Annotated in this window: 20 protein-coding genes; 10 read left to right on the forward strand and 10 right to left on the reverse strand. The window is 64.5% G+C overall.

Features of this window, described 5'->3' with window-relative positions; all coding sequences use genetic code 11:
- Positions 1-137: 137 nt before the first annotated feature.
- Entirely contained in the window at positions 138-1,175 is a 1,038-nt protein-coding gene (locus I3J27_RS19850; protein ID WP_270160125.1) for an aspartate-semialdehyde dehydrogenase, read from the forward strand.
- Between the two features lie 122 nt (positions 1,176-1,297).
- Here I3J27_RS19850 and queA read toward each other — a convergent pair whose 3' ends face one another.
- Genes queA through coaD form a run of 5 tightly spaced genes read right to left on the reverse strand, consistent with a single transcriptional unit; the run spans position 1,298 to position 4,412 of the window.
- Positions 1,298-2,371 (reverse strand): tRNA preQ1(34) S-adenosylmethionine ribosyltransferase-isomerase QueA, encoded by a 1,074-nt coding sequence (queA, locus tag I3J27_RS19855; RefSeq protein ID WP_270160126.1) that lies wholly within the window; start codon positions 2,369-2,371, stop codon positions 1,298-1,300.
- A gap of 48 nt (positions 2,372-2,419) precedes the next feature.
- A complete protein-coding gene (locus I3J27_RS19860) occupies positions 2,420-2,884 on the reverse strand; it encodes a peptidylprolyl isomerase (protein WP_270160127.1) in 465 nt (154 codons plus the stop codon).
- Entirely contained in the window at positions 2,881-3,306 is a 426-nt protein-coding gene (locus I3J27_RS19865) for a UCP034077 family protein (protein WP_270160128.1), read from the reverse strand. Before I3J27_RS19865 ends, I3J27_RS19860 begins: the two co-directional genes overlap by 4 nt.
- 9 nt (positions 3,307-3,315) lie before the next feature.
- Positions 3,316-3,879 (reverse strand): peptidylprolyl isomerase, encoded by a 564-nt coding sequence (locus tag I3J27_RS19870; protein WP_270160129.1) that lies wholly within the window; start codon positions 3,877-3,879, stop codon positions 3,316-3,318.
- A 38-nt stretch (positions 3,880-3,917) separates the two neighbouring features.
- On the reverse strand, positions 3,918-4,412 hold the full coding sequence (coaD, locus tag I3J27_RS19875; RefSeq protein ID WP_270160131.1) for a pantetheine-phosphate adenylyltransferase: 495 nt from the start codon (positions 4,410-4,412) through the stop codon (positions 3,918-3,920).
- A 248-nt stretch (positions 4,413-4,660) separates the two neighbouring features.
- On the opposite strand from coaD, the gene I3J27_RS19880 reads away from it, so the two are divergent.
- The 3 genes from I3J27_RS19880 to I3J27_RS19890 all read left to right on the forward strand — a co-directional run bounded on the left by I3J27_RS19880 (position 4,661) and on the right by I3J27_RS19890 (position 8,243).
- Positions 4,661-4,918, forward strand: a complete 258-nt coding sequence (locus I3J27_RS19880) for a hypothetical protein (RefSeq protein ID WP_270160133.1) — start codon at positions 4,661-4,663, stop codon at positions 4,916-4,918.
- 191 nt (positions 4,919-5,109) lie between these two features.
- Positions 5,110-6,963: a potassium transporter Kup gene (locus I3J27_RS19885; RefSeq protein ID WP_270160134.1), complete on the forward strand. Its 1,854-nt coding sequence runs from the start codon at positions 5,110-5,112 to the stop codon at positions 6,961-6,963.
- A 230-nt stretch (positions 6,964-7,193) separates the two neighbouring features.
- Positions 7,194-8,243, forward strand: coding sequence for a hypothetical protein (locus tag I3J27_RS19890; protein WP_270160135.1), 1,050 nt, complete (start codon positions 7,194-7,196; stop codon positions 8,241-8,243).
- Between the two features lie 122 nt (positions 8,244-8,365).
- On the opposite strand, the gene gyrA is transcribed toward I3J27_RS19890, so the two are convergent.
- A complete protein-coding gene (gyrA, locus tag I3J27_RS19895) occupies positions 8,366-11,098 on the reverse strand; it encodes a DNA gyrase subunit A (RefSeq protein ID WP_270160136.1) in 2,733 nt (910 codons plus the stop codon).
- 167 nt (positions 11,099-11,265) lie between these two features.
- On the reverse strand, positions 11,266-11,664 hold the full coding sequence (locus I3J27_RS19900; RefSeq protein WP_270160137.1) for a DUF2306 domain-containing protein: 399 nt from the start codon (positions 11,662-11,664) through the stop codon (positions 11,266-11,268).
- Positions 11,665-11,981: 317 nt separating this feature from the next.
- Between I3J27_RS19900 and I3J27_RS19905 the strand changes: the two genes are divergently transcribed.
- A complete protein-coding gene (locus I3J27_RS19905; protein ID WP_270160138.1) occupies positions 11,982-12,332 on the forward strand; it encodes a low molecular weight protein tyrosine phosphatase family protein in 351 nt (116 codons plus the stop codon).
- Here the strand turns inward: I3J27_RS19905 and I3J27_RS19910 are convergent.
- Positions 12,329-12,826, reverse strand: coding sequence for a single-stranded DNA-binding protein (locus I3J27_RS19910; protein WP_018317913.1), 498 nt, complete (start codon positions 12,824-12,826; stop codon positions 12,329-12,331). The two genes, I3J27_RS19905 and I3J27_RS19910, sit on opposite strands and share 4 nt — an antisense overlap.
- Positions 12,827-13,290: 464 nt before the next feature.
- On the opposite strand from I3J27_RS19910, the gene I3J27_RS19915 reads away from it, so the two are divergent.
- The 5 genes from I3J27_RS19915 to I3J27_RS19935 all read left to right on the forward strand — a co-directional run bounded on the left by I3J27_RS19915 (position 13,291) and on the right by I3J27_RS19935 (position 19,538).
- A complete protein-coding gene (locus I3J27_RS19915; protein ID WP_270160139.1) occupies positions 13,291-14,052 on the forward strand; it encodes an outer membrane protein in 762 nt (253 codons plus the stop codon).
- 235 nt (positions 14,053-14,287) lie between these two features.
- Complete coding sequence (locus I3J27_RS19920; protein WP_270160140.1) at positions 14,288-14,977, forward strand: outer membrane protein; 690 nt, start codon at positions 14,288-14,290, stop codon at positions 14,975-14,977.
- A 279-nt stretch (positions 14,978-15,256) separates the two neighbouring features.
- The gene (gene uvrA / locus I3J27_RS19925; protein ID WP_270160141.1) at positions 15,257-18,232 is read left to right on the forward strand and encodes an excinuclease ABC subunit UvrA; all 2,976 of its coding nucleotides are present in this window, start codon (positions 15,257-15,259) and stop codon (positions 18,230-18,232) included.
- A 49-nt stretch (positions 18,233-18,281) separates the two neighbouring features.
- The gene (locus tag I3J27_RS19930; protein ID WP_270160142.1) at positions 18,282-18,845 is read left to right on the forward strand and encodes a DinB family protein; all 564 of its coding nucleotides are present in this window, start codon (positions 18,282-18,284) and stop codon (positions 18,843-18,845) included.
- An 18-nt stretch (positions 18,846-18,863) separates the two neighbouring features.
- Entirely contained in the window at positions 18,864-19,538 is a 675-nt protein-coding gene (locus tag I3J27_RS19935; protein ID WP_270160143.1) for an HAD family hydrolase, read from the forward strand.
- A gap of 94 nt (positions 19,539-19,632) precedes the next feature.
- Here I3J27_RS19935 and I3J27_RS19940 read toward each other — a convergent pair whose 3' ends face one another.
- A complete protein-coding gene (locus I3J27_RS19940) occupies positions 19,633-20,586 on the reverse strand; it encodes a YVTN family beta-propeller repeat protein (RefSeq protein ID WP_270172846.1) in 954 nt (317 codons plus the stop codon).
- Between the two features lie 17 nt (positions 20,587-20,603).
- A complete protein-coding gene (locus tag I3J27_RS19945) occupies positions 20,604-21,173 on the reverse strand; it encodes an SRPBCC family protein (protein WP_270160144.1) in 570 nt (189 codons plus the stop codon).
- Positions 21,174-21,791 lie beyond the last annotated feature (618 nt).

The following is a 21,791-nucleotide window of genomic DNA, read 5'->3' on the forward strand; positions in this document are numbered from 1 at the left end:
AACGCACGACCAAAACCACCACGGCCTTCGGGGCCCGGGGAGGCGTGCGCGCGTAGTCGTCGACTAGAACGCATCAGCTCTGCCGAAGCCCCGCCCTCGATGGTCCGGGGCTTTTTTGTTGTCTGGATTTCAACGCAATGGAGGACAAAGTGAGTAACGATCCCGTCGTCGCGATTGTCGGCGTCACCGGTGCGGTGGGCGCCGAATTCATCGCCACCATGGACAAGCGCGGCTTTCGCGTCGGCAAGCTCAAGGCGCTCGCCAGCGCCCGCTCGGCCGGCAAGAGGGTGTCGTTCCGCGGGCAAGACGTCGTCATCGAGGAGCTGACCGAGCGCGCCTTCGAGGGCGTCGACATCGCCCTGTTCTCCGCTGGCGGCAGCATCTCCAAGAAGTTCGCGCCGCTCGCGGTCAAGGCCGGCGCCGTCGTGGTCGACAACTCCTCCGCCTTCCGCATGGATCCGAACGTGCCGCTGGTGATCCCGGAGATCAACGCGAACCGTATCCGCGACCACAAGGGCATCATCGCCAACCCCAACTGCGCCGCGATCACCGCGCTGGTGCCGCTCTGGCCGATCCACCAGAAGAACCGCATCAAGCGCGTGATCATCTCGACCTACCAGGCGGCCTCCGGCGCCGGCGCCGCCGCGATGGAGGAACTCGTCGAATCCACCCGCGCCAATCTCAACGGGCAGGTCTATACGCCCAGGGTGATGCCGCACCCCTACGCGTTCAATCTCTTCAACCACAACACGGCGATCGACCCTGAGACCGGCTACAACGATGAAGAGACCAAGGTCATCAACGAGACCCGCAAGATCTTCGAGGACGAGACCATCGCGATCGGCGTCACCTGCGTGCGCGTGCCGGTGCTGCGCGCGCATTGCGAGGCCATCACCTTCGAATGCGAGAAGCCGATCACCGAGGACCAGGTCCGCGCCATCATGGCGCAGGCGCCGGGCGTGAAGGTCGTCGACAACCGCGCCAAGAACTACTTCCCGATGCCGATCGACGCCTCGGGCCAGGACGACGTCCTGGTCGGCCGCATCCGGAAGGATCTCAGCGATCCCTCAGGGCATTCGATCTCGATGTTCGTGGCGGCGGATCAGCTCTTGAAGGGCGCCGCGCTGAACGCGGTGCAGATCGCCGAGCTGTTGCCGCAGCGGGTGATGGCGTAAGCGCTGTCGTACTGGTCGGTATCGTAGGGTGGGCAAAGCGAAGCGTGCCCACCACCTGTCTCGATCATGAAAAGATGGTGCGCAAGGCGCTCTGCGCCTTTGCCCACCCTACGGCACCGGCGCTAGCCGTTCGCCCGAAACAACAGGCACGCATCCCCGTACGAATAGAACCGATACCCGCCCGCAATCGCGTGCGCGTACGCTGCCTTCATCGTCTCCAGCCCTGAGAACGCCGACACCAGCATGAACAGCGTCGACTTCGGCAGGTGGAAGTTGGTCATCAGCACGTCGACGGCGCGGAAGCGATAGCCGGGCGTGATGAAGATCGAGGTCTCCGCCGCAAACGGCTGAATGCTGCCGTCCTCGCTGGCTGCGCTCTCGAGCAGCCGCAATGACGTGGTGCCGACCGCGATGATGCGGCCGCCGTTCTTCCGCGCGGTGTTGAGCCGCTCTGCAGTTTCGGCCGAGATCGTGCCCCACTCGGCATGCATCTTGTGGCCTTCAGTGTCGTCCACCTTCACCGGCAGGAACGTCCCTGCCCCGACATGCAGCGTGACGCGACTGACACTGACGCCGCGCTCGCGCAACGCCTGCTCCAGCGCGGGCGTGAAATGCAGGCCCGCGGTGGGAGCAGCGACCGCCCCTTCATTCGCCGCGAACATGGTCTGATAGTCGGCGAGGTCCTGATCGTCGGGCGTGCGCTTGGAGGCGATGTAGGGCGGCAGTGGCGGGCTGCCGAGATCCGATATCGCCTGGTCGAGCGTAGGCCCGTGGAACGAGAACGACAGTGTCACCTCGCCTTCGGCGCCCTTGGCCTCGACCTCGGCGTCGAGATGGCCGAGCAGGCAGACCTTGCCTTCATTGCCGAAGCGGATGCGGTCGCCGGCCGTGAGCTTCTTGGCGGGCTTCACCAGCGCCTGCCAGCGCGAGCCGTCGAGCCGCCTGATCAAGGTCGCCTCGATCTTCGGCTCGGTCTCGCGGCCGATGCGGCGGCCCTTCAATTGCGCCGCGATCACCTTGGTGTCGTTGACGACGAGCTGGTCGCCCGGCCTCAGCCATTGCGGCAGGTCGGCGATGGTCTGGTCGCGCAGCGCCCCGCCGTCCACGACCAGCAGTTTGGCGGAGTCGCGCGGGCTCGCCGGGCGCAATGCGATGCGCTCGGCGGGCAGATCGAAATCGAAGAGGTCGGTGCGCACGTTTGGTACCTTGTCGTGCCCCGCCGAAGCGGGGCACGACCGCAGGCGTTATTCCTTGTCCGCCGCCATCCGCGCCTTGACGATCTTGTCAGGGTTCTGCACCGGCTCGCCGCGCTTGATCTTGTCGACGTTCTCCATGCCCTCGGTGACCTTGCCCCACACCGTGTACTGGTTGTCGAGGAAGCGGGCGTCGTCGAAGCAGATGAAGAACTGGCTGTCGCCGGAATCGGGGCTCGCGGCGCGGGCCATCGAGGTGGTGCCGCGCACATGCGGCTCCTTGTTGAACTCGGCCTTCAGCTTCTGGCCGGAGCCGCCGGTGCCGGTGCCCTGCGGGCAGCCGGTCTGCGCCATGAATCCCTCGATCACGCGGTGGAACACGATGCCGTCGTAGAAGCCCTCGCGGACCAGCTCCTTGATGCGCGCGACATGGCCGGGCGCGAGGTCGGGACGCATCTCGATGGTGACGGGGCCCTGCGTGGTCTCGAGGATCAGGGTGTTTTCGGTGACGCTCATGCTCGTCTCTCTTGCGTTGGAGGTGAAGTCTTGTCTGGTGAAGTCTTGCGATTGCGGAACTGGATCGCGAATGGACGTCCCGCGGCGGCGCCGGCCATTGCATCGGTAAATGGCATCGGCGTGCAGCGTTGCAACGCCTCCATCACCGCGACCCGGTATTGCAGCCGGTCATTGTCGGAGGCCTCCGCGGATTCATAGGTAATCCTCGGATGGCCCAGAATGTTTCCAGACCGGTTAAAGCTCACGACGACGGTGATGTCGAGGGGGCGGGCCTTGCTGGCCGGCGGCGGCTTCCAGCAGGTGCGCAGGTGCTTGAAGATGTCCTGGATGGTGTTGACCTCTGCGTCCGCGGCGGCCGCGCCGGAGACGCCGAGCAGCAGCACCGCGGCAGCCAGCAGGAGCCTCTCGCCACGACGCACCATCGTCTCATCCTATTTGATGTCGGAGGCGACCTGGACCTTCACCATCTTGTCGGGATCGGTGACGGCGCCGCCGGACGAGCCGGGCGGTGCCTTCTTCAGCTTATCGACGACGTCCATGCCCTGCACCACCTCGCCGATCACCGTGTACTGATTGTCGAGGCTCCCGCCGTCGGCGAACATGATGAAGAACTGCGAGTTGGCGCTGTCGACGCTGTCGCCGCGCCGGGCCATCCCGACGATGCCGCGCGCAAAGTGCACCTTGGAAAATTCCTGCTTCAGGTTCGGATATTTCGAGCCGCCGGTGCCGTTGAATTTCTCGCCGTCGCCGGTCTGCGCCATGAAGCCGTCCATGACGCGGTGGAACGGCACGTTGTTGTAATAGCCCTCGCGTGCGAGCTGCTTGATGCGCTCGGCATGCTGGGGCGCGATGTCGGTCCGCAGCTTGATGACGATGCGGCCCTTGGTGGTGTCGATGACGATGGCGTTGGCCTTGTCGAGGCCCGCCGGCAATTGCTGCGCCACCGCCGGCACCGCGAACAGGATCGCGGCAAGAACTGCGAGAATTCGGATCATGACAACTCCGGATCAGATGAGAGAGGACGTGCGCCGTATCAGGCGAATTTTGCCTTGAGCTGTGCCGCGACCTGCGGCGGGACGAAGGCCGAGACGTCCCCGCCCATGCCGGCGATCTGGCGCACCAATGTGCCGGTAATCGGGCGGACCACCGGAGAGGCTGGCAGGAAGACGGTCTGCACGTCGGGCGCCATAGTGCCGTTCATCCCGGCGAGCTGCATCTCGTAGTCGAGGTCGGTGCCGTCGCGCAGGCCCCGAATCATGATGGTCGCGCCGTACTTGCGGGCGGAGGTGACGGCGAGATCGTCGTAGGTCACGACCTCGAGCGTGCAGCCGGCTTGAGCTGCAACAGGCCCGCAGACGTCGTGGAGCATCTGGAGCCGCTCCTCGGTCGAGAACAGCGGTTTCTTGCCGGGGTGCACCCCGATCGCGACCACCAGCCGGTCGCACAGGGACACACTGCGCCGGACCACGTCGAGGTGGCCGTTGGTGATGGGGTCGAAGGAACCTGGGTAGAAGGCAATGCGCGGCATGGCCCCGTCCTACCGCGCCCGGCCCGGCCGGGCAAGCCGGGCAGGTTCCCTGGCAGTTTTCCCGCAAAACCGTGTCGGAATTCTCCGAATTGTTTCGTCCTCGGGACGGCCACGAAACAAAACGGACCGCGAACGAAACCATTTCCCGCGTCCGCGAAGACGTCCGGAAACTGGCCATGGTTAGTAATCCACCCAACGAATGACGGGCCGCACATCGGGCGTAGCGGCCGCATCACAGGGGACCGTCAATGATCAAGACCATCTCGGCCATCGCGATCGCTGCGTTCGTCGCTGCTGCCCTCACCGTCCTTCCCGGCTTTGCTCCGACCGTCGAAGCGAGCGTCCCGCAACCGCTGGCCAAGAGCGACCGGCTCGACATCCGCGCCATCGGCAAGGACTGCTCGCAGCAGGCCTGGCCGAACTTCGAGGCGTCTTGCCTCCGACGGGCCGGCACCAAGACCAATATCCGCGAGGCGCGCCTCGTGACCGCAAACCGCACCCCGTAGTCGGGGCTGTCAGCTTCGCGTCAGGAAGCTCTCGCCAGATCCCCATGGCTATTTGCGACGTCCCGTCGCAGACTGTCTGATGTTCGCGCCCGTCGGAATGGCCCGCCGGGCGCGATTCCATCGGGGGGTCGACCTTGTCCAGTACGCCGGCAGTCGCTTCCAGCCATCATCCAGATCCTCTACCGATCGCGATGACCATGGGCGCCCTCGGGGTCGTCTATGGCGATATCGGCACCAGCCCCCTCTACGCCCTGAAGGAAGCCGCCAAGGCGGCTGCCCATGGCAGCACACTCAGTCACGCCGCTGTCCTCGGGGTTGCCTCGCTGATCCTCTGGGCGCTGCTGCTGATCATCTCGCTAAAATACGCGCTGCTGATCCTGCGCGCGGACAATCGCGGCGAAGGCGGCATCGTCGCGCTGCTGGCGCTGCTGCATGCCCGCAACGCACAAGCAGGTACCTGGCGCGCGCATCTGCTGGTCGTCGGTCTCGTCGGCGCGGCGCTGCTCTACGGCGACGGCGCGATCACGCCGGCGATCTCGGTGCTCAGCGCCATCGAAGGCCTCAAGGTCGACGCGCCCTCGCTGGCGCCGGCGGTGGTGCCCATCACCATCGCCATCCTGGTCGGCCTGTTCATGATGCAGAAGCAAGGCGCCGGCTTCATCGGCCGCATCTTCGGCCCGGTGATGCTGGCCTGGTTCGTCGTGCTCGCCGCGCTCGGGATCCACGGCATCGTCCAGGCGCCGGCGGTGCTGGCCGCCCTCAGCCCGCTCTATGCTTTCGACTTCCTGATCCATCAGGACTTCCACATCTCGTTCGGAATCCTCGGCGCCGCCTTCCTCGCGGTGACCGGCGGCGAAGCCATGTACGCCGACATGGGACATTTCGGCCGCCTGCCGATCCGGCTGGCCTGGTTCGCGATCTGCCTGCCGGCCCTCGTGCTGAACTATTTCGGCCAGGCCGCGCTCCTGATCACCGATCCCACGATGATCGACAACCCGTTCTTCCAGCTCTGCCCCGACGCCCTGCACTACCCGCTGGTCGCCTTCTCCGCGGTCGCGACCGTGATCGCCTCGCAGGCGATCATCTCCGGCGTGTTCTCGCTGACCCAGCAGTCGATCCAGCTCGGCTTCCTGCCGCGCATGCAGATCCGCCACACCACCAGCGATGCGATCGGCCAGATCTACGTGCCGCTGGTGAACTGGCTGCTCGCCGCCGCGACGTTAGGGGCGGTGCTGAGCTTCGGTACCTCGGACGCGCTCGCCGGCGCCTATGGCATCGCGGTGTCGCTGCTGATGGCGATCACGACGCTGCTCGCCGCGCTGGTGGCGATCCAGTGGGGCTATTCGCCGTGGCTCGTGGTTGCCGTGAACGGCTTCTTCTTCGTGATCGACGTGATCTTCTTCTCCGCCAATTCGATCAAGCTGTTCGAGGGCGGCTGGTTTCCGCTGCTGCTCGCCGGCTTCGTCGCCTTCCTGATGCTGACCTGGCGCGCCGGCGTGAAGCTCGTGGAAGCGGCACGCGCAAAACTGCGCCAGCCGGAGGAGGACCTGATCGAGACCGCGGTCAACAAGTGCAGCGCGAGGCTGCCCGGGACCGCCGTATTCCTGGCGTCCGCGCCGCGCGGCGTGCCGCTGGCACTGACCCAGTTCGTCAAGCACAACCGCGTGCTGCACGAGCGCATCGTTCTCGTCACCGTGCTGATCGAGGAGCTTCCGCACATCACCGACGAGGACCGTGCCGAGGTGATCGAGATCATCCCCGGCATCACCCGCGTCATCCTGCATTACGGCTTCATGCAGAACCCGACGATCTACGAGGGACTGGGGCTCGTCTGCCGCCAGGGCAAGCTGCCGGGCATCGACCTCTCCGACATCACCTATTATGTCGGCCGCGAGACCATCATCCCGAGCGAGGACATTCCGGGCATGTGGGTCTGGCGCGAAGGCCTGTTCGCCTTCCTCCAGCGCAACGCCGAACGCTCCGCCGCGTTCTTCGGCGTGCCCACCAAGCAAGTGGTGGAGTTCGGGACGGAGCTGGAGATCTAGCTCGACTTCGTAGCCCGGACGGAGCGCGAGCGTAATCCGGGATTCCAAGCGTTCGACGAATGCGTTCCCGGATTGAGCTGTCGGTCGGCGCTTCGCGCCTGCCATCCGGACTACGGAGTCGGTCCTATGACCCGTTTTCCATCCCGCTCTCCGCCCCCTTCCCTTGCAACTCGTGGTAGCCGCCGCTGTATCGAGCGCGTACACTTCTGCAACCCCAGTGGCGGTGCGGCATGATCGAAAATCCTGAAGGTCGGACTGCCCCTCTGCCCACCAATCCGGGCAGCGCCCTGGACGCCATCGAGCGCATTTCGCGCTTGGCGTCGATTGCGGCGATCCCCATCGTTCTGGCAGTTGGAGGCTGGATCATTCAGAGGCAGTTGCAGAGTCAAACCATATCCCGAGACTACGTTCAGCTCGCGCTGACGATCTTGCAGAATCCTGACCAGTCCAAAGTGCCTCCCGAGCTCAGGGAATGGGCCGTCGACCTATTGAACGACAACTCGCCGACCAAGCTCAACGAGAAGGCCATGGCCAATCTCAAATCCGGCACGGTGATACTCCCTTCGTCCTTCAACTTCGTGGCGTCCAAGGCCCTCACCCCGGAGCTGAAGTCCGAGCTCGAACGCTCGCTGACGTCGTTTCAGTCCTATATGGGACGGCTTGGATTTCCGGTCGGAACGCGTTCCATCTCCGTGGAAATCATGCCCGGAACAGACTATAAGGGAATGGTTGCAAGCTGGAGCGCGGACACCGCTTCGATCATCGTCGCAAGTGCGTTCGCTAGCGACAAAGTATCCGTGCTGCGCCAGCTCGCCCATCAGACGCTCAGCGTCAGGAGCACAGAGCCCTCGGAATATTTAGCCATCGAATCCGGCCTCGCTACCTATTTTCCCTGCAGCTTCGCGAACCATTCCCAAATGGGTGACCAAGCCACTGCGGCGGGAAAAAGCGTGTACCCACCTCAGGACCTCTCGAATCATCGGCGCTTCAGCGAGATTCGGCTCGACCAATTCGCTTCGGTGGAGAACGACGGCAGCGAAGTTTGGGGAGCCGCATTCTGGGAGCTTCGTCAACTCCTCAAGCAAGAAGATGCAGACCGCGTTCTGGCAAAGACGTGGCAGACCGTTGGTCCGCAAGAACGTCACGCGGGTGGCTTCTACGCCGGATTCATCGAAAGTCTGATCGAGAGTTCAAGGAGCATCGACAACGGATCGAAGGAGGAAGGGATCCGCGCCATTTTCGCACGACGAGGCATCGAGGTGCCGCGTCATCGCAAATAGCAACGAAGAACTCAAACCCATCGGTGAGATCGGGCTCTGTCACCCGTGGTCGCAATATGCGCCCCGGATTGCGGCATCGGTCGGCGCTTCGCACCGACCGTTTGCTCCATCCGGGCTACTGGCTACTCCCCATTCGCCCCGTTGCCGCTCTCGGCCTCTTCCGTGATGTGCTCGACCGACACCACATGCTCGTCCTCGGCGGTGTCGAACACGATCACGCCTTGCGTCGAGCGGCCGGCGATGCGGATGCCTTCGACCGGGCAGCGGATCAGCTGGCCCTTGTCGGTGACCAGCATGATCTGGTCGGCGTCCTCGACCGGGAACGACGCCACCAGGTTGCCGTTGCGGTTGTTGACGCTCATGGCGACGATGCCTTTGCCGCCGCGGCCCGTGGTGCGGTACTCGTAGGACGAGGTCCGCTTGCCGTAGCCGTTGACGGAGACGGTGAGCACGACTTGCTCGGCCGCCGACATCTCGACATAGCGCTCCTGCGGAAGCTGGAAGCTGCCTGAGGTCTCCTCGGCCTCCGCATCCGCCGGAGCCTCTTCAGCCGCAGCCTCGCCGGCCACCGCGCGGCGCATCTTCAGGTAGGCCGAGCGCTCGTCCGATGAGGTCTCGACGTGGCGCAGGATCGCCAGCGAGATCACCTTGTCGCCCGCGCCAAGCGCAATGCCACGCACACCCATCGAGGTGCGCCCGGTGAACACGCGCACGTCGGTGACGGGGAAGCGGATGCACTGGCCGGCGGCGCCGGTCAAAAGCACGTCGTCGCGCTCGGTGCAGATCTGAACGTCGACGATCGCCTCGCCGTCGTCGAGCTTCATCGCGATGATGCCGGAGCGGCGCACGTCGACGAAGTCGGACAGTTTGTTACGCCGGACGTTGCCGCCCGTGGTGGCGAACATCACGTCGAGCTGGGCCCAGGTCGATTCATCCTCGGGCAGCGGCATGATGGTGGTGATGCGTTCGCCCTGCTCCAGCGGCAGGATGTTGATCATCGCCTTGCCGCGCGCGTTCGGCGCGGCCATCGGCAGACGCCAGACCTTTTCCTTGTAGACCTGGCCGCGCGAGGAGAAGAACAGCACCGGCGTATGCGTGGACGCCACGAACAGGCGGCTGACAAAGTCCTCGTCGCGGGTCTGCATGCCGGCGCGGCCCTTGCCGCCGCGACGCTGCGCCCGGTAGGCCGATAGCGGCACACGCTTGACGTAGCCGGCGTGAGAGACGGTGACGACCATGTCCTCGCGCTGGATCAGGTCCTCGTCCTCGACCTCGCCTTCCTGCTCGATGATCACGGTGCGGCGCGGGGTCGCGAACTCGGCCTTCACCTCGGCGAGCTCGGTCTTGATGATGCCCAGCACGCGGGCGCGCGAGCGCAGGATGTCGAGATAGTCAGCGATCTCACCGGCGAGCTTGTCGAGCTCTTCGCGGATTTCGTCACGGCCGAGTGCCGTGAGGCGTTGCAGGCGCAAGTCGAGAATGGCCCTCGCCTGCTCCATCGACAGCCGGATCGTGCCGTCCTCGCTGATGCGGTGGCGCGGATCGTCGATCAGCGTCAGCATGTCCTCGACGTCCCGGGCCGGCCAGTCGCGCGACATCAGGGTGTCGCGCGCGGTGGTCGGATCGGGCGAGGTCCGGATGACGCGGATCATCTCATCGATATTGGCAACCGCGATCGCCAGACCGACCAGGATGTGGGCGCGATCGCGCGCCTTGGCCAGCAGGTACTTGGTGCGCCGCGTGACGACCCGCTCGCGGAAGTCGACGAAGATCGCCAGCAGGTCCTTCAGATGCATGATCCGCGGACGGCCGCTGTCGAGCGCCACCATGTTGACGCCAAAACTCGTCTGCAGCGGCGTGAACCGATACAGCTGGTTCAGCACCACGTCGGGCACGGCATCGCGCTTCAACTCGATGACGACGCGGTAGCCGTCGCGGTCGGATTCGTCGCGCAGATCGCCGATGCCCTCGATCTTCTTTTCCTTCACCAGCTCGGCGATGCGCTCGACCATCGTCGCCTTGTTCACCTGGTAGGGGATCTCGGTGATGATGATCGCCTCGCGCTCCTTGCGGATGGTCTCGATCGCGACCTTGCCGCGCATGACGATCGAGCCGCGGCCGAGGTGATAGGCGGCGCGGATGCCCGCCCGCCCGAGAATGACGCCGCCGGTCGGGAAATCCGGTCCCGGCACGATGTTGATGAGTTCGTCGATGGTGAGCGCCGGATTGTCGATCAACGCGACGCATGCGTCGATGACCTCGCCGAGATTATGCGGCGGGATGTTGGTCGCCATGCCGACCGCGATGCCGCCGGCGCCGTTGACGAGAAGGTTCGGGAACTTGGCCGGCAGGACCGAGGGTTCGGTCTCGTTGTTGTCGTAGTTCGGCTGGAAGTCGACGGTGTCCTTGTCGATATCGGCCAGCAGAGCCAGCGCCGCCTTCGTCAGCCGCGCTTCGGTGTAACGATAGGCGGCCGGGGGATCGCCGTCGACCGAGCCGAAATTGCCCTGGCCGTCGATCAGCGGCACGCGCATCGAGAAGTCCTGCGCCATGCGGACCATGGCGTCGTAGATCGACTGGTCGCCGTGCGGATGATACTTACCGATGACGTCGCCGACCACGCGGGCGGACTTGACGTACTTCTTGTCGGGCGTGTGCCCCTGCTCGTTCATCGAGTACAGGATGCGGCGGTGCACCGGCTTCAGGCCGTCGCGCGCATCGGGCAGCGCGCGCGCCACGATCACGCTCATGGCGTAGTCGAGATACGACTTCTTCATCTCCTCGAAGATGGAGACGGGGCGAATATCCGAGGGTTGCGCCGGCTGGTCGCCGGGCTTGTCGTCGTCGTCAGCCAAGGGGAAATCCGGTGAGGTTTATCTGGGAATCATATAGCGCATCGAGCCCCTGATAACCACCCTCGCAAGGGTCTGTGAAGGGCTTTTTCCGACTGTTTTTCCAGAGACTTACGCATTCCGCGCCGGCACCGGAACCAAGCTCGAAATCGGCCGCCGCAAACAGCCCGTCAGGCCCCGAAAATCACTCGGTGCATGATGCGCCCGGGCACCAGTGTGAACAGCCCCGCCACCACCAGTGCGCCGGCGAACAGCAAGATCATCATCCGCCGGTGATCGGCCACGCGATGGACGTGCGCGCGCCACACCGCGAGCGGCAGCACCACCAGTGTGAAGATCGACAACAGATGGATCGGGCTGAATGGCCCAACCAGGCGGATCTGGTGAATCCAGAACGAGGATGCGGCCACCATGGCCATCAGCGCCACCCAGATCCAGCCGATCGTCCGGTGCGGCAGCGTGCCCTTGGGGGCCGCGAATTGCACGAGTCCCAGCACGAAGGCCGCCATCGCCGCGAAGGCATGCAGCGGGATCGCCGGAGCGGCGTCAAGCAGCGGCGCGAGGCTCATGCGGCCCTCCGGCCGGCAGGAACCGACCATGTGAATAGGATTAACATCAAGTTAATATCATTCACATCGAGCATCGTCAAAGGCTCACGCAAGGGATTAGGCAAGCCCGGAAAAGCTGAGGTTTAGCCGCTAATTGGTAAGAAATCCTGTCGTTTCACGCGAGCAAGCCGATTCCGCGCGGTAGCGTCTGGCGGCCCGGCCGCAGAACGAGATGCCGCAGGGTCCATCGCCTATCGGAAGGTGCGCACGTAGCTGGGGATGTCTGGAACCCGGCGTCGAAAACCACTATTCCCGGGTCGTCGCCCTGGAGCGGTCAAGTGACCAACGTCCTGTTTGTCTGCAGCGCCAACCGCCTCCGCAGCCCAACTGCCGAGCAGATCTTTTCGAGCTGGCCGGGGATCGAGACCGATTCGGCCGGCATCGCGAACGGCGCGGAGGTGTTGTTGTCCTCCGAACAGATCGAATGGGCCGACATCATCTTCGTCATGGAGAAGGCGCACCGTAACAAGCTGAACCGGAAATTCCGCTCCAGCCTGAATGGCAAGCGGGTCATCTGCCTCGACATTCCGGACGACTACGAATTCATGGATCCTGCCTTGGTCCGGATGCTCGAAAGCCGGGTCGGCCGCTTCCTGTCCCGACCCGGGTCGACCGTTTCCAGACCTTAGAACGGGATATCGTCGTCCATGTCGCTGTTGCGGCCACCGCCGCCGGCGGCAACCGGACGACGCGGCGCGCTGCTGACCGGACCCGAGGAGCCGAAATCGCCGCCCGGCTCGTCGCCGAAGCTGCCGCCTCCACCGCCGCCGCCACGACCGTCGAGCATGGTCAGGGTCGAGTTGAAGCCCTGCAGCACGACCTCGGTCGAATACTTCTCGACGCCGCTCTGATCAGTCCATTTGCGGGTCTGGAGCGCGCCCTCGATGTAAACCTTCGCGCCCTTCTTCAGATACTGCTCGGCGACCTTGCAGAGCCCTTCATTGAAGATCACGACGCGATGCCACTCGGTCTTTTCCTTGCGCTCGCCGCTGTTCTTGTCACGCCAGGTCTCGGAGGTGGCGATGCTCAGATTCGCGATCGGCCGCCCGTCCTGGGTGCGGCGGATTTCAGGATCCTTGCCGAGATTTCCAACCAGAATGACCTTGTTGACGCTTCCCGCCATCGCCGCTCTCCACTCCGAATGCCATTGAATCAAGAAGGCCGGTCCGCTCCCCGCGTTCCGCCGCGCCCCTGTTGAGGCGACCCTATACGCTCGCCGGACACTTGCGGGCGCCGATCAGCCCGTCCCCCCTCGGGTTATCCCCACATATAGCATCGACCATCGGTTCGTTCCAGATTTGTTCTTTGTGAATCACGACGCCGAATGTGGGGGGGGCCGATCGGCCAAGGGGCGGCAGAAGGACACGTGCCGGATGGAACCTTTCCATACGCCCGCAAACGAGAAAAACAACTTAACATTCATCAAGTTAGTAACGCCTCCGCAGCCAAGGAAGTGTGGCATTTCGGAGACGGACTCTCCCCATCGATTCGGACTACGCTCGCCTCGGAATTAATTCATTTGGGCGTCGCGTCTAATCAAACCGCTTCGGGGATTTCCAGAAGCGGATGAACCTGGGGAGACTGGCAATGAACAAGATCCTGATCGGTGCAATCGGTGCAGTGGCGTTGGGCCTGTCGGCTCCCGCGAGCGCGGCGGACATGGCCGCGCGTCCCTACACCAAGGCTCCGCCGCCGATGGTTGCCGCGATCTACGATTGGAGCGGCTTCTACATCGGCATCAACGGGGGCTGGGGCTCCAGCCGCAATTGCTGGGACTTCGTGACCCCAGTCACCGGTACGCTGATCGATGACGGCTGCCATAACGCAACGGGCGGCACAGTCGGTGGTCAGGTCGGCTATCGCTGGCAGTCGGCCAATTGGGTGTTTGGCGTGGAAGGCCAGGGCAACTGGGCTGACTTCAGTGGAAGAAACATCAGCCCGACCGCGCCAGGTCAGCAGAACCGTACGCGGGTCGATGCCTTCGGCTTGATTACCGGTCAGATCGGTTATGCCTGGAATAACGTTTTGGTCTACGTAAAGGGCGGCGGCGCCGTGGTGGACGACAGATACGACCTCATCGTCGCGCCGGGCTTTGTGGGTGCTGGCACGATCTTCGGTTCGGCCGACGGAACACGCTGGGGCGGAACGGTCGGCGCGGGGGTCGAATTTGGCTTCGCCCCGAACTGGTCGGTGGGCTTCGAGTACGATCACATCTTCCTCGGCACTCGAAACGTCGACTTCACCCTTGGCGGAGCCTTCGTTCAGACCGAACGCGTCCGTCAGGACGTCGATCTCGCCCTCATCCGGTTGAACTACCGTTGGGGCGGCCCGGCGATCGCCAGGTACTGATCGCAAGCATAGTCTTTTTGTGACGAAAGGCCGGCCTCGTGCCGGCCTTTCTGCTGTCTGTGAGCGAAGGAAACAATCAGTCAGCGATTGTGACGTTTTGTGAATGTTGTGGCTTTTCGGAGACACAACTTGCGGCTTCAATGGTGTAGACCGTCAGCAGTTGGACCACAGCGTCCGATGTCCTTCCAAGCTTAAGGAAGGCAGAAACAGAAACCGGGACTGGGATTAGGTTGAAATGAAAAAGGTTTTGTTGGCTTCGGCCTGTTTGTTCGCACTCGCTGCTCCGGCTTCGGCCGCTGATCTGGCAGCTCGCCCCTACACCAAGGCTCCGGTGGCTGTTGCCTCGGTCTACAACTGGACCGGCTTCTACCTCGGTATCGTCGGCGGCGGCGCCTGGGAAAATTCCTCGACCGACCCGAAGATGAAGGGCGGCTTCGTCGGTGGCACCGCCGGCTACAACTGGCAGACCGGCAATGTCGTGTTCGGCATCGAAGCCGATGGCGCTTGGGCTGACGTCAGCGCCTCGGTCACCGGCCCCGTCATCGTTCCCGGCTTCGGTGTTGCCACCGCCACGCTGAGCTCGAAGACCGATGCAATGGGCACCGTGCGCGGCCGCATCGGCTACGCCGTCAACAACGTCCTGTTCTACGGCACCGGCGGTTACGCCTGGATCGACAACAAGCTCAGCGCCTCCGCGCTCGGCGTGACCATCTCCGACAGCAAGTGGCACTCCGGCTGGACCGTCGGTGCGGGCGTCGAAGCGTTCTTCGCGCCGCAGTGGTCGGTCAAGGGCGAGTACCTCTTCCGCAGCCTCGGCGGCGAGACCTACTTCTCGGGCGCCCTGCCCACCGGCACGCTCGAGTTTCACACCGTGCAGGTCGGCGTGAACTATCACTTCGGGGGCCCGGTGGTCGCGAAGTACTGAGCTTCGCCTCCAACGCCATCCGCGTTACGAAAGGCCGGCCTTGTGCCGGCCTTTTTGTTTGACGGGCACGTTCCCGCACAGTTCCAGATGCCCTGCTCCTGCCAGATGCCGCCAGCGCGCCAACAATCCGTTGACGATTCGCAAGTCCCACTGGAAATCCGTCTCCGTTCTTCCTACGTTCGCTGACAACCCCATCGGCGCCGATCCCGGTTCCGGGCGAAGCGCGCCTTTTACACTGGCGCGATCACGCACCTTTGGGATTGCTTGAGGGCAACTCGGATGGATGAAGTGATCAAGGCGAAGCGCCAACAACAGAACGCGGGATCACACCTGCGCGCAATTACGATCCGTGGCGCGCGCGAGCACAACCTCAAGAACGTCGATGTCGAGATTCCCCGCGACAAGCTCGTGGTGTTCACGGGACTGTCCGGCTCCGGCAAATCCTCGCTCGCCTTCGACACGATTTATGCCGAAGGCCAGCGCCGCTACGTCGAATCGCTGTCGGCCTATGCGCGCCAGTTCCTGGAGATGATGCAGAAGCCCGACGTCGACCAGATCGACGGCCTGTCGCCGGCGATATCGATCGAGCAGAAGACGACCTCGAAGAATCCGCGCTCGACCGTCGGCACCGTCACCGAGATCTACGACTACATGCGCCTGCTCTGGGCGCGCGTCGGCGTGCCCTATTCGCCGGCCACGGGACTGCCGATCGAGAGCCAGACCGTCTCGCAGATGGTCGACCGGGTGCTGGCGCTGCCCGAAGGCACCCGCCTCTATCTGCTCGCGCCGGTCGTGCGCGGCCGCAAGGGCGAGTACCGCAAGGAGCTCGCCGAATGGCTCAAGAAGGGCTTTCAGCGCGTCAAGATCGACGGCACCTTCCATGAGCTCGCGGAAGCCCCCACGCTCGACAAGAAATTCCCGCACGACATCGACGTCGTGGTCGACCGCATCGTGGTGCGCGCCGACATCGGCCAGCGCCTCGCCGAAAGTTTTGAGACCGCGCTGAAGCTGGCCGAAGGCCTCGCCGTCGTCGAGTTCGCCGACGCGCCGGCGGCAGCTCCCGCGGAAGAGAAAAAGAAGACCGCGAAGATCCACGACAAGAGCGGGCCCGAGCGCATCCTGTTCTCGGAAAAATTCGCCTGCCCGGTCTCGGGCTTCACCATTCCGGAGATCGAGCCGCGACTGTTCTCCTTCAACAATCCCTATGGCGCCTGCCCCGCCTGCGGCGGCCTCGGCGTCGAGCAGCATGTCGACGAGGACCTCGTCATTCCCGACAAGGAGCTCGCCATCGGCAAGGGCGCGATCGCGCCCTGGGCCAAATCGTCGTCGCCCTATTACATTCAGACGCTGACTGCGCTCGGCAAGCACTACAAGTTCACGCTGACCACCAAATGGAAGGATCTGCCCAAGAAGACGAAAGACGCGATCCTCCATGGCTCCGGCGAGGACGAGATCAAGTTCTCCTACGAGGACGGCGTTCGCTCCTACGACACCAAGAAGCCGTTCGAGGGCGTCATCACCAACATCAACCGCCGCTATCGCGAGACCGAGAGCGAGTGGGCGCGCGAGGAGCTGGCGAAATATTTCCACGACGTGCCGTGTGGAGGCTGTAACGGTTTCCGGCTGAAGCCCGAGGCGCTCTGCGTCAAGATCGGCACCAAGCATATCGGCGAGATCTCGGAGCTATCGGTCAGGAAGGCCGGCGAATGGTTCGAGACCGTGCCTGATGCGCTGAACGCGCAGCAGAACGAGATCGCCGGCCGCATCCTGAAGGAGATCCGCGAGCGCCTCACCTTCCTGCTCGATGTCGGCCTCAACTACCTCACGCTGTCCCGTTCCTCCGGCACGCTGTCCGGCGGCGAGAGCCAGCGCATCCGCCTGGCCTCGCAGATCGGCTCGGGACTGACCGGCGTGCTCTACGTGCTGGACGAGCCGTCGATCGGCCTGCACCAGCGCGACAACGCCCGCCTGCTCGACACCCTCAAGCGGCTGCGCGACCTCGGCAACACCGTGATCGTGGTCGAGCATGACGAGGACGCGATCCTGCTCGCCGACTACGTGCTCGACATCGGCCCCGGCGCCGGCATGCATGGCGGCAACATCGTCGCCGAAGGCACGCCCGCCGAGATCATGCGCAACCCGAAATCGCTGACCGGCAAGTACCTGACCGGCGAGCTCGAGGTCGAGGTGCCGGAGCGGCGTCCGCCGAACCATCGCCGCACCATCAAGGTGGTGAACGCGCGCGGCAATAACCTCAAGAACGTCACCGCTGAAATTCCGCTCGGCCTGTTCACCTGCGTCACCGGCGTCTCCGGCGGCGGCAAGTCGACGCTGCTGATCGATACGCTCTACCGCGCCATTGCCCGCAAGCTGAACAATGCCAGCGAGGGCGCAGCTCCCCACGACCGCATCGAGGGCCTCGAGCACATCGACAAGATCATCGACATCGACCAGTCGCCAATCGGCCGTACGCCGCGCTCGAACCCCGCGACCTACACCGGCGCCTTCACGCCGATCCGCGAATGGTTCGCGGGCCTCCCCGAGGCAAAGGCGCGCGGCTACGAGCCCGGCCGCTTCTCCTTCAACGTCAAGGGCGGCCGCTGCGAGGCCTGCCAGGGCGACGGCGTCATCAAGATCGAGATGCACTTCTTGCCCGACGTCTACGTCACCTGCGACGTCTGTAAGGGCAAGCGCTACAACCGCGAGACGCTCGAAGTCCTGTTCAAGGGCAAGAGCATCGCCGACGTGCTCGACATGACCGTGGAAGAAGCCGCCGAATTCTTCAAGGCGGTGCCGCGCGTGCGCGAAACCTTCCAGACCCTGCACCGCGTCGGCCTCGACTACATCCATGTCGGCCAGCAGGCCACGACGCTCTCCGGCGGCGAAGCCCAGCGCGTCAAGCTGGCAAAGGAACTGTCCAAGCGCGCCACCGGCCGCACGCTCTACATCCTGGACGAGCCGACCACCGGTCTTCATTTTCACGACGTCAAGAAGCTGCTGGAGGTGCTGCACGAGCTGGTCGCGCAGGGCAACACGGTCGTCGTCATCGAGCACAATCTCGAAGTCATCAAGACCGCCGACTGGGTCATCGACCTCGGCCCCGAAGGCGGCGACGGCGGCGGCGAGATCGTCGCCTGGGGCCCGCCGGAAGACATCGCGAAAGCGCCGCGGAGCTACACGGGCAAGTTTCTGGAGCCGGTGCTGAAGAAGGCAAGGAAGCCGAAGCGGCGGAGCACGAGCGAGGCGGCGGAGTAGGCTGGGCACCACGAATGCGCCGACGTACATGTCTGAGGGAGAATGAGCTTTGCCTGCTGGACTTGTGCAAACCTATCGTGCGTTCGCCCATAATAATGCCTGGGCGAACCATCGGCTGCTCACCGCCTGCGCTGCCCTGAGCAAGGCAGATTTCGAAGCCGAGCGGACCGGCTTCTTTCCGAGCATCCAACGCACGCTGAACCACATCTACGTCATCGACCTCTTCTACATCGATGCGCTCGAGGGTGGCTGGCTCGGGCCACGCGCCTGGGAGAACGAGGTGCCGTACCCCTCACTTTCGGAGCTGAAGCCGGCCCAGGCCGCAATGGACAAGCGCCTGCTCGCCATCTGCGATGCGCTGACGCCTGAACGTCTTGACGGCTTCGTCCGGATCAGCCGCGACACCAGCGTCCAGACCGAACGCCACGACCGGCTGCTGATGCATCTGTTTCAGCATCAGATCCATCACCGCGGTCAGGCGCACGCGATGCTGTCCGAAACGAACGTCGCGCCGCCTCAGCTCGATGAGTTCTTCGCCGAGGGAGAAGCTCCGCTTCGTGCTGGCGAGTTCGCCGATCTCGGATGGACCGAGGAGACCGTTTGGAAATCCTGACGGTGTAACGTCCTCTCCATGCCCTACGCCCTCGCCATTTTCGATCTCGACGGCACGCTGGCCGACAGCTTTCCGTGGTTCCTGCGCACCATCAACGATGTCGCCGACCGCTTCGGCTTTCGCCGCGTCGCGAATGAGGACATCGAGGGGCTGCGGCATGCTTCGTCCCGTGAAATCCTCGCCCGGCTCGAGGTGCCCATGTGGAAGCTGCCGGCGATCGCGCGGCATGCGCGGCGGCTGAAGGCGGAGGCAGCTAGCGAGATCTCGCTGTTTGCCGGCGTCGAGGCGATGCTGCAGACGCTCAACGAAAGCGGCGTGCAGCTCGCGCTGGTGACCTCCGACAGCGAAGCCAATGCGCGCGAGAAGCTCGGCGAGGCCGCCGCGCTGTTCGCGCATTTCGACTGCGCGGCATCGCTGTTCGGCAAGGCCGCAAAATTCCGCCGGGTCATCCGGCGCGCGGGCGTCGCGCCGGGCGAGGTCATCGCGATCGGCGACGAGGTCCGCGACATCGAAGCGGCGCGCGCGGTGGGCATTGCTTGCGGTGCGGTGTGCTGGGGCTATGCGGCGCCGGCAGCGCTGCGGGCGCTGGGGCCGGACCACGCCTTTGAGCGGATGGACGAGATCACCGATGTGCTGTGCCCCAGTGTCGTGGCCCGGATGAGCCACGCGATATCCGGGAACGCCGGTGGATGAGAGTGGGTCTGACCCGCATGTCGCTCCCGCCTCCGCTCTTCGAGCTACGGCGGACATGTCGCCCGTGCGGGCTACGAGAACATCCGACCCACCCCTACTCGGTCTTCCGCAAAAACGCCCCGAACGCGCGCGGGCCGTCGCCGGTCTTGATCTCGCCCACGACCTTCAGCTCGATGGCATCGATGATATCGAGCGTGTTGCTCTCCCAGCAGGCGACGATGATACGCTTGCCATCCGCGGTCGCGGCAATGCCTTCGGGATAGTCGCCGACATTGATGCGCTTGATCGGCTTCAGGCTCGCCAGGTCGAACACACTGACGGTGCCGCCATACTGATCGGTGACGAAGCCGCGGCCCAGCGTCAGCGCCACCGCATAGGGGCGCATGCCGACCGGCACGCGGCCGATCTCCCGGCCTGCCGCGATGTCGATCACGGAGACGTCGTCGGAGCCGACATTGGCGGTGTAGGCGCGCCTGCCCTCGGCATCGATGGTGACGCCGAAGGGACGCGTGCCGACCTTGATGATCGCCTTGCGCTCGCGCGTCGCGGTATCCACCACCGAGACGCTGTCGTCGTCGCGGTCCGCCGAGAGCAGCAGCTTGCCGTCAGGCGTCACCGCCAGCCCCGACGGCGAAGCGCCGACGGCGATGCTGGCCGTGACGCTGCGGCTCCCCGCATCGATCACCCGCACCGCCGCCGCATACCAGTCGGCGACATAGACCGTCTTGCCATCGGGCGACACCGCAATGCCGAGCGGCCCGCCGCCGACCTCGATGCGGCCGGCAACCTGGCGCGTTGCGGCGTCCACCACCGTCACCGTCTTGGCATCGGGGCTCGTCACATAGGCAAAGCGCCCATCCGCGCTGACGGCCACGCCGGCCGGCTTGCCGCCGATCGGAATGGTCGCAACGCTGCGCGACGTGGCGAGATCCACCACCATCAGATCGTCGCTGAGCTGGTTGGTGACGAACGCCTCTTCGGCTGCCGAGCTGTCGAGACCCGCAGCGCAAAGGCTGGCGGCGAGCGCCGCCAGGGCCAGCGCCGGCAAGCCCAGCACCCGCACGGTCAGCTTCCGCTCTCGATCTTCTTCTTCAGCGCTTCGAGACCGGCCTTGTACAGCCCGCTCACCGCCGTCTTGGCGGCCTCATCGCTCAGCTCCGGCGGCGGATCGTTGTTGGGAAAGCCGCGGTAGAACGCGCCCGCCCATTCCAGCGTCGAGCCCTTGCCGTCGGCACTCGGCGTCACCGTCAGCGTCGAGGAATAGTTGGTCACCGGCAGCACCTTCACGTCGACGGTGGTGATGCGGTAGGAATAGGTCATGGCGGCGGCGTCGAACTTGTAGAGCTCCTCGTCGACGGTCGCTCCGCCCGTCAGGGTCAGCTTGCGCGTGGCGCCGATCTCGTTGCCCTTCTCGCCCTCGGTCTTGGTCACCGGCGGCAGCCAGCCCATGTCCTGGAAATTGCCGATCGCTGCCCACACCTTGGCCGGCGGCGCATTGATCTCGATGGATTCGCGCACCTTCTGCCGGGTCGGCCCATGCGCCCAAACCGGCGCAAACGCCGCCGTCAAAGCCGCCGCGCCCGCGGCCGTCAGCGCCGCCACCAGCACCGTGCGCCGTCCAATCGTCACCCTCATCTCGTTTCCTCATACGTCCAGTTGATCGTGCGCGACTTGAGGCGCGCTGGGATCATGGTAGCGCATTTTGCGGCCGAGGGGAGACCCGTTCGTGGCGCCGTTGCGGCGGAGCGCCGGCGCCACCCACAACCCCTTGCGCAGGTAGACGGGCAAAACACCCAACGGGAGGGTCAATCACGCCACGTGAAAATATTTCTCTTTATCCGTATTTCGGATTATCGTATAGAAAATCACCCTAACCCGGGCCGAGGGGCGGATCGCGATCGTCACGAACGCGGGATGGGACGTGGTGGACGCGGGCGGCGTCGGCGCGAAGGTGGTTTGCAGGGCGGGTCACTCCGTGAGCAACGGCCTGCGCGCACACGACCGGTGCAGCCCGCGTACGGCAAAATCGTGTGGTCCTGACGCCCGGGGTCTGTGCGTCAAGTGTTGCGGTGATGTCGCGGCCCGACCGGGTCCGCGCATCAGCTATCGGCAAGGCGACGGGGGCAATAGTGCATCGCTCCCCGGGGAGAGCACGGCATAAGCCGTCAAACCACTGCGCAGGGAAGGCCGGATGTTTGGCTTCACCTGTATGCCGCTGTGCAGATTTTTGTAGCCACCTTCCGCACAGTGGAC

Origin of the sequence: Bradyrhizobium xenonodulans (assembly GCF_027594865.1) — a bacterium.
Lineage (GTDB): Bacteria > Pseudomonadota > Alphaproteobacteria > Rhizobiales > Xanthobacteraceae > Bradyrhizobium > Bradyrhizobium xenonodulans.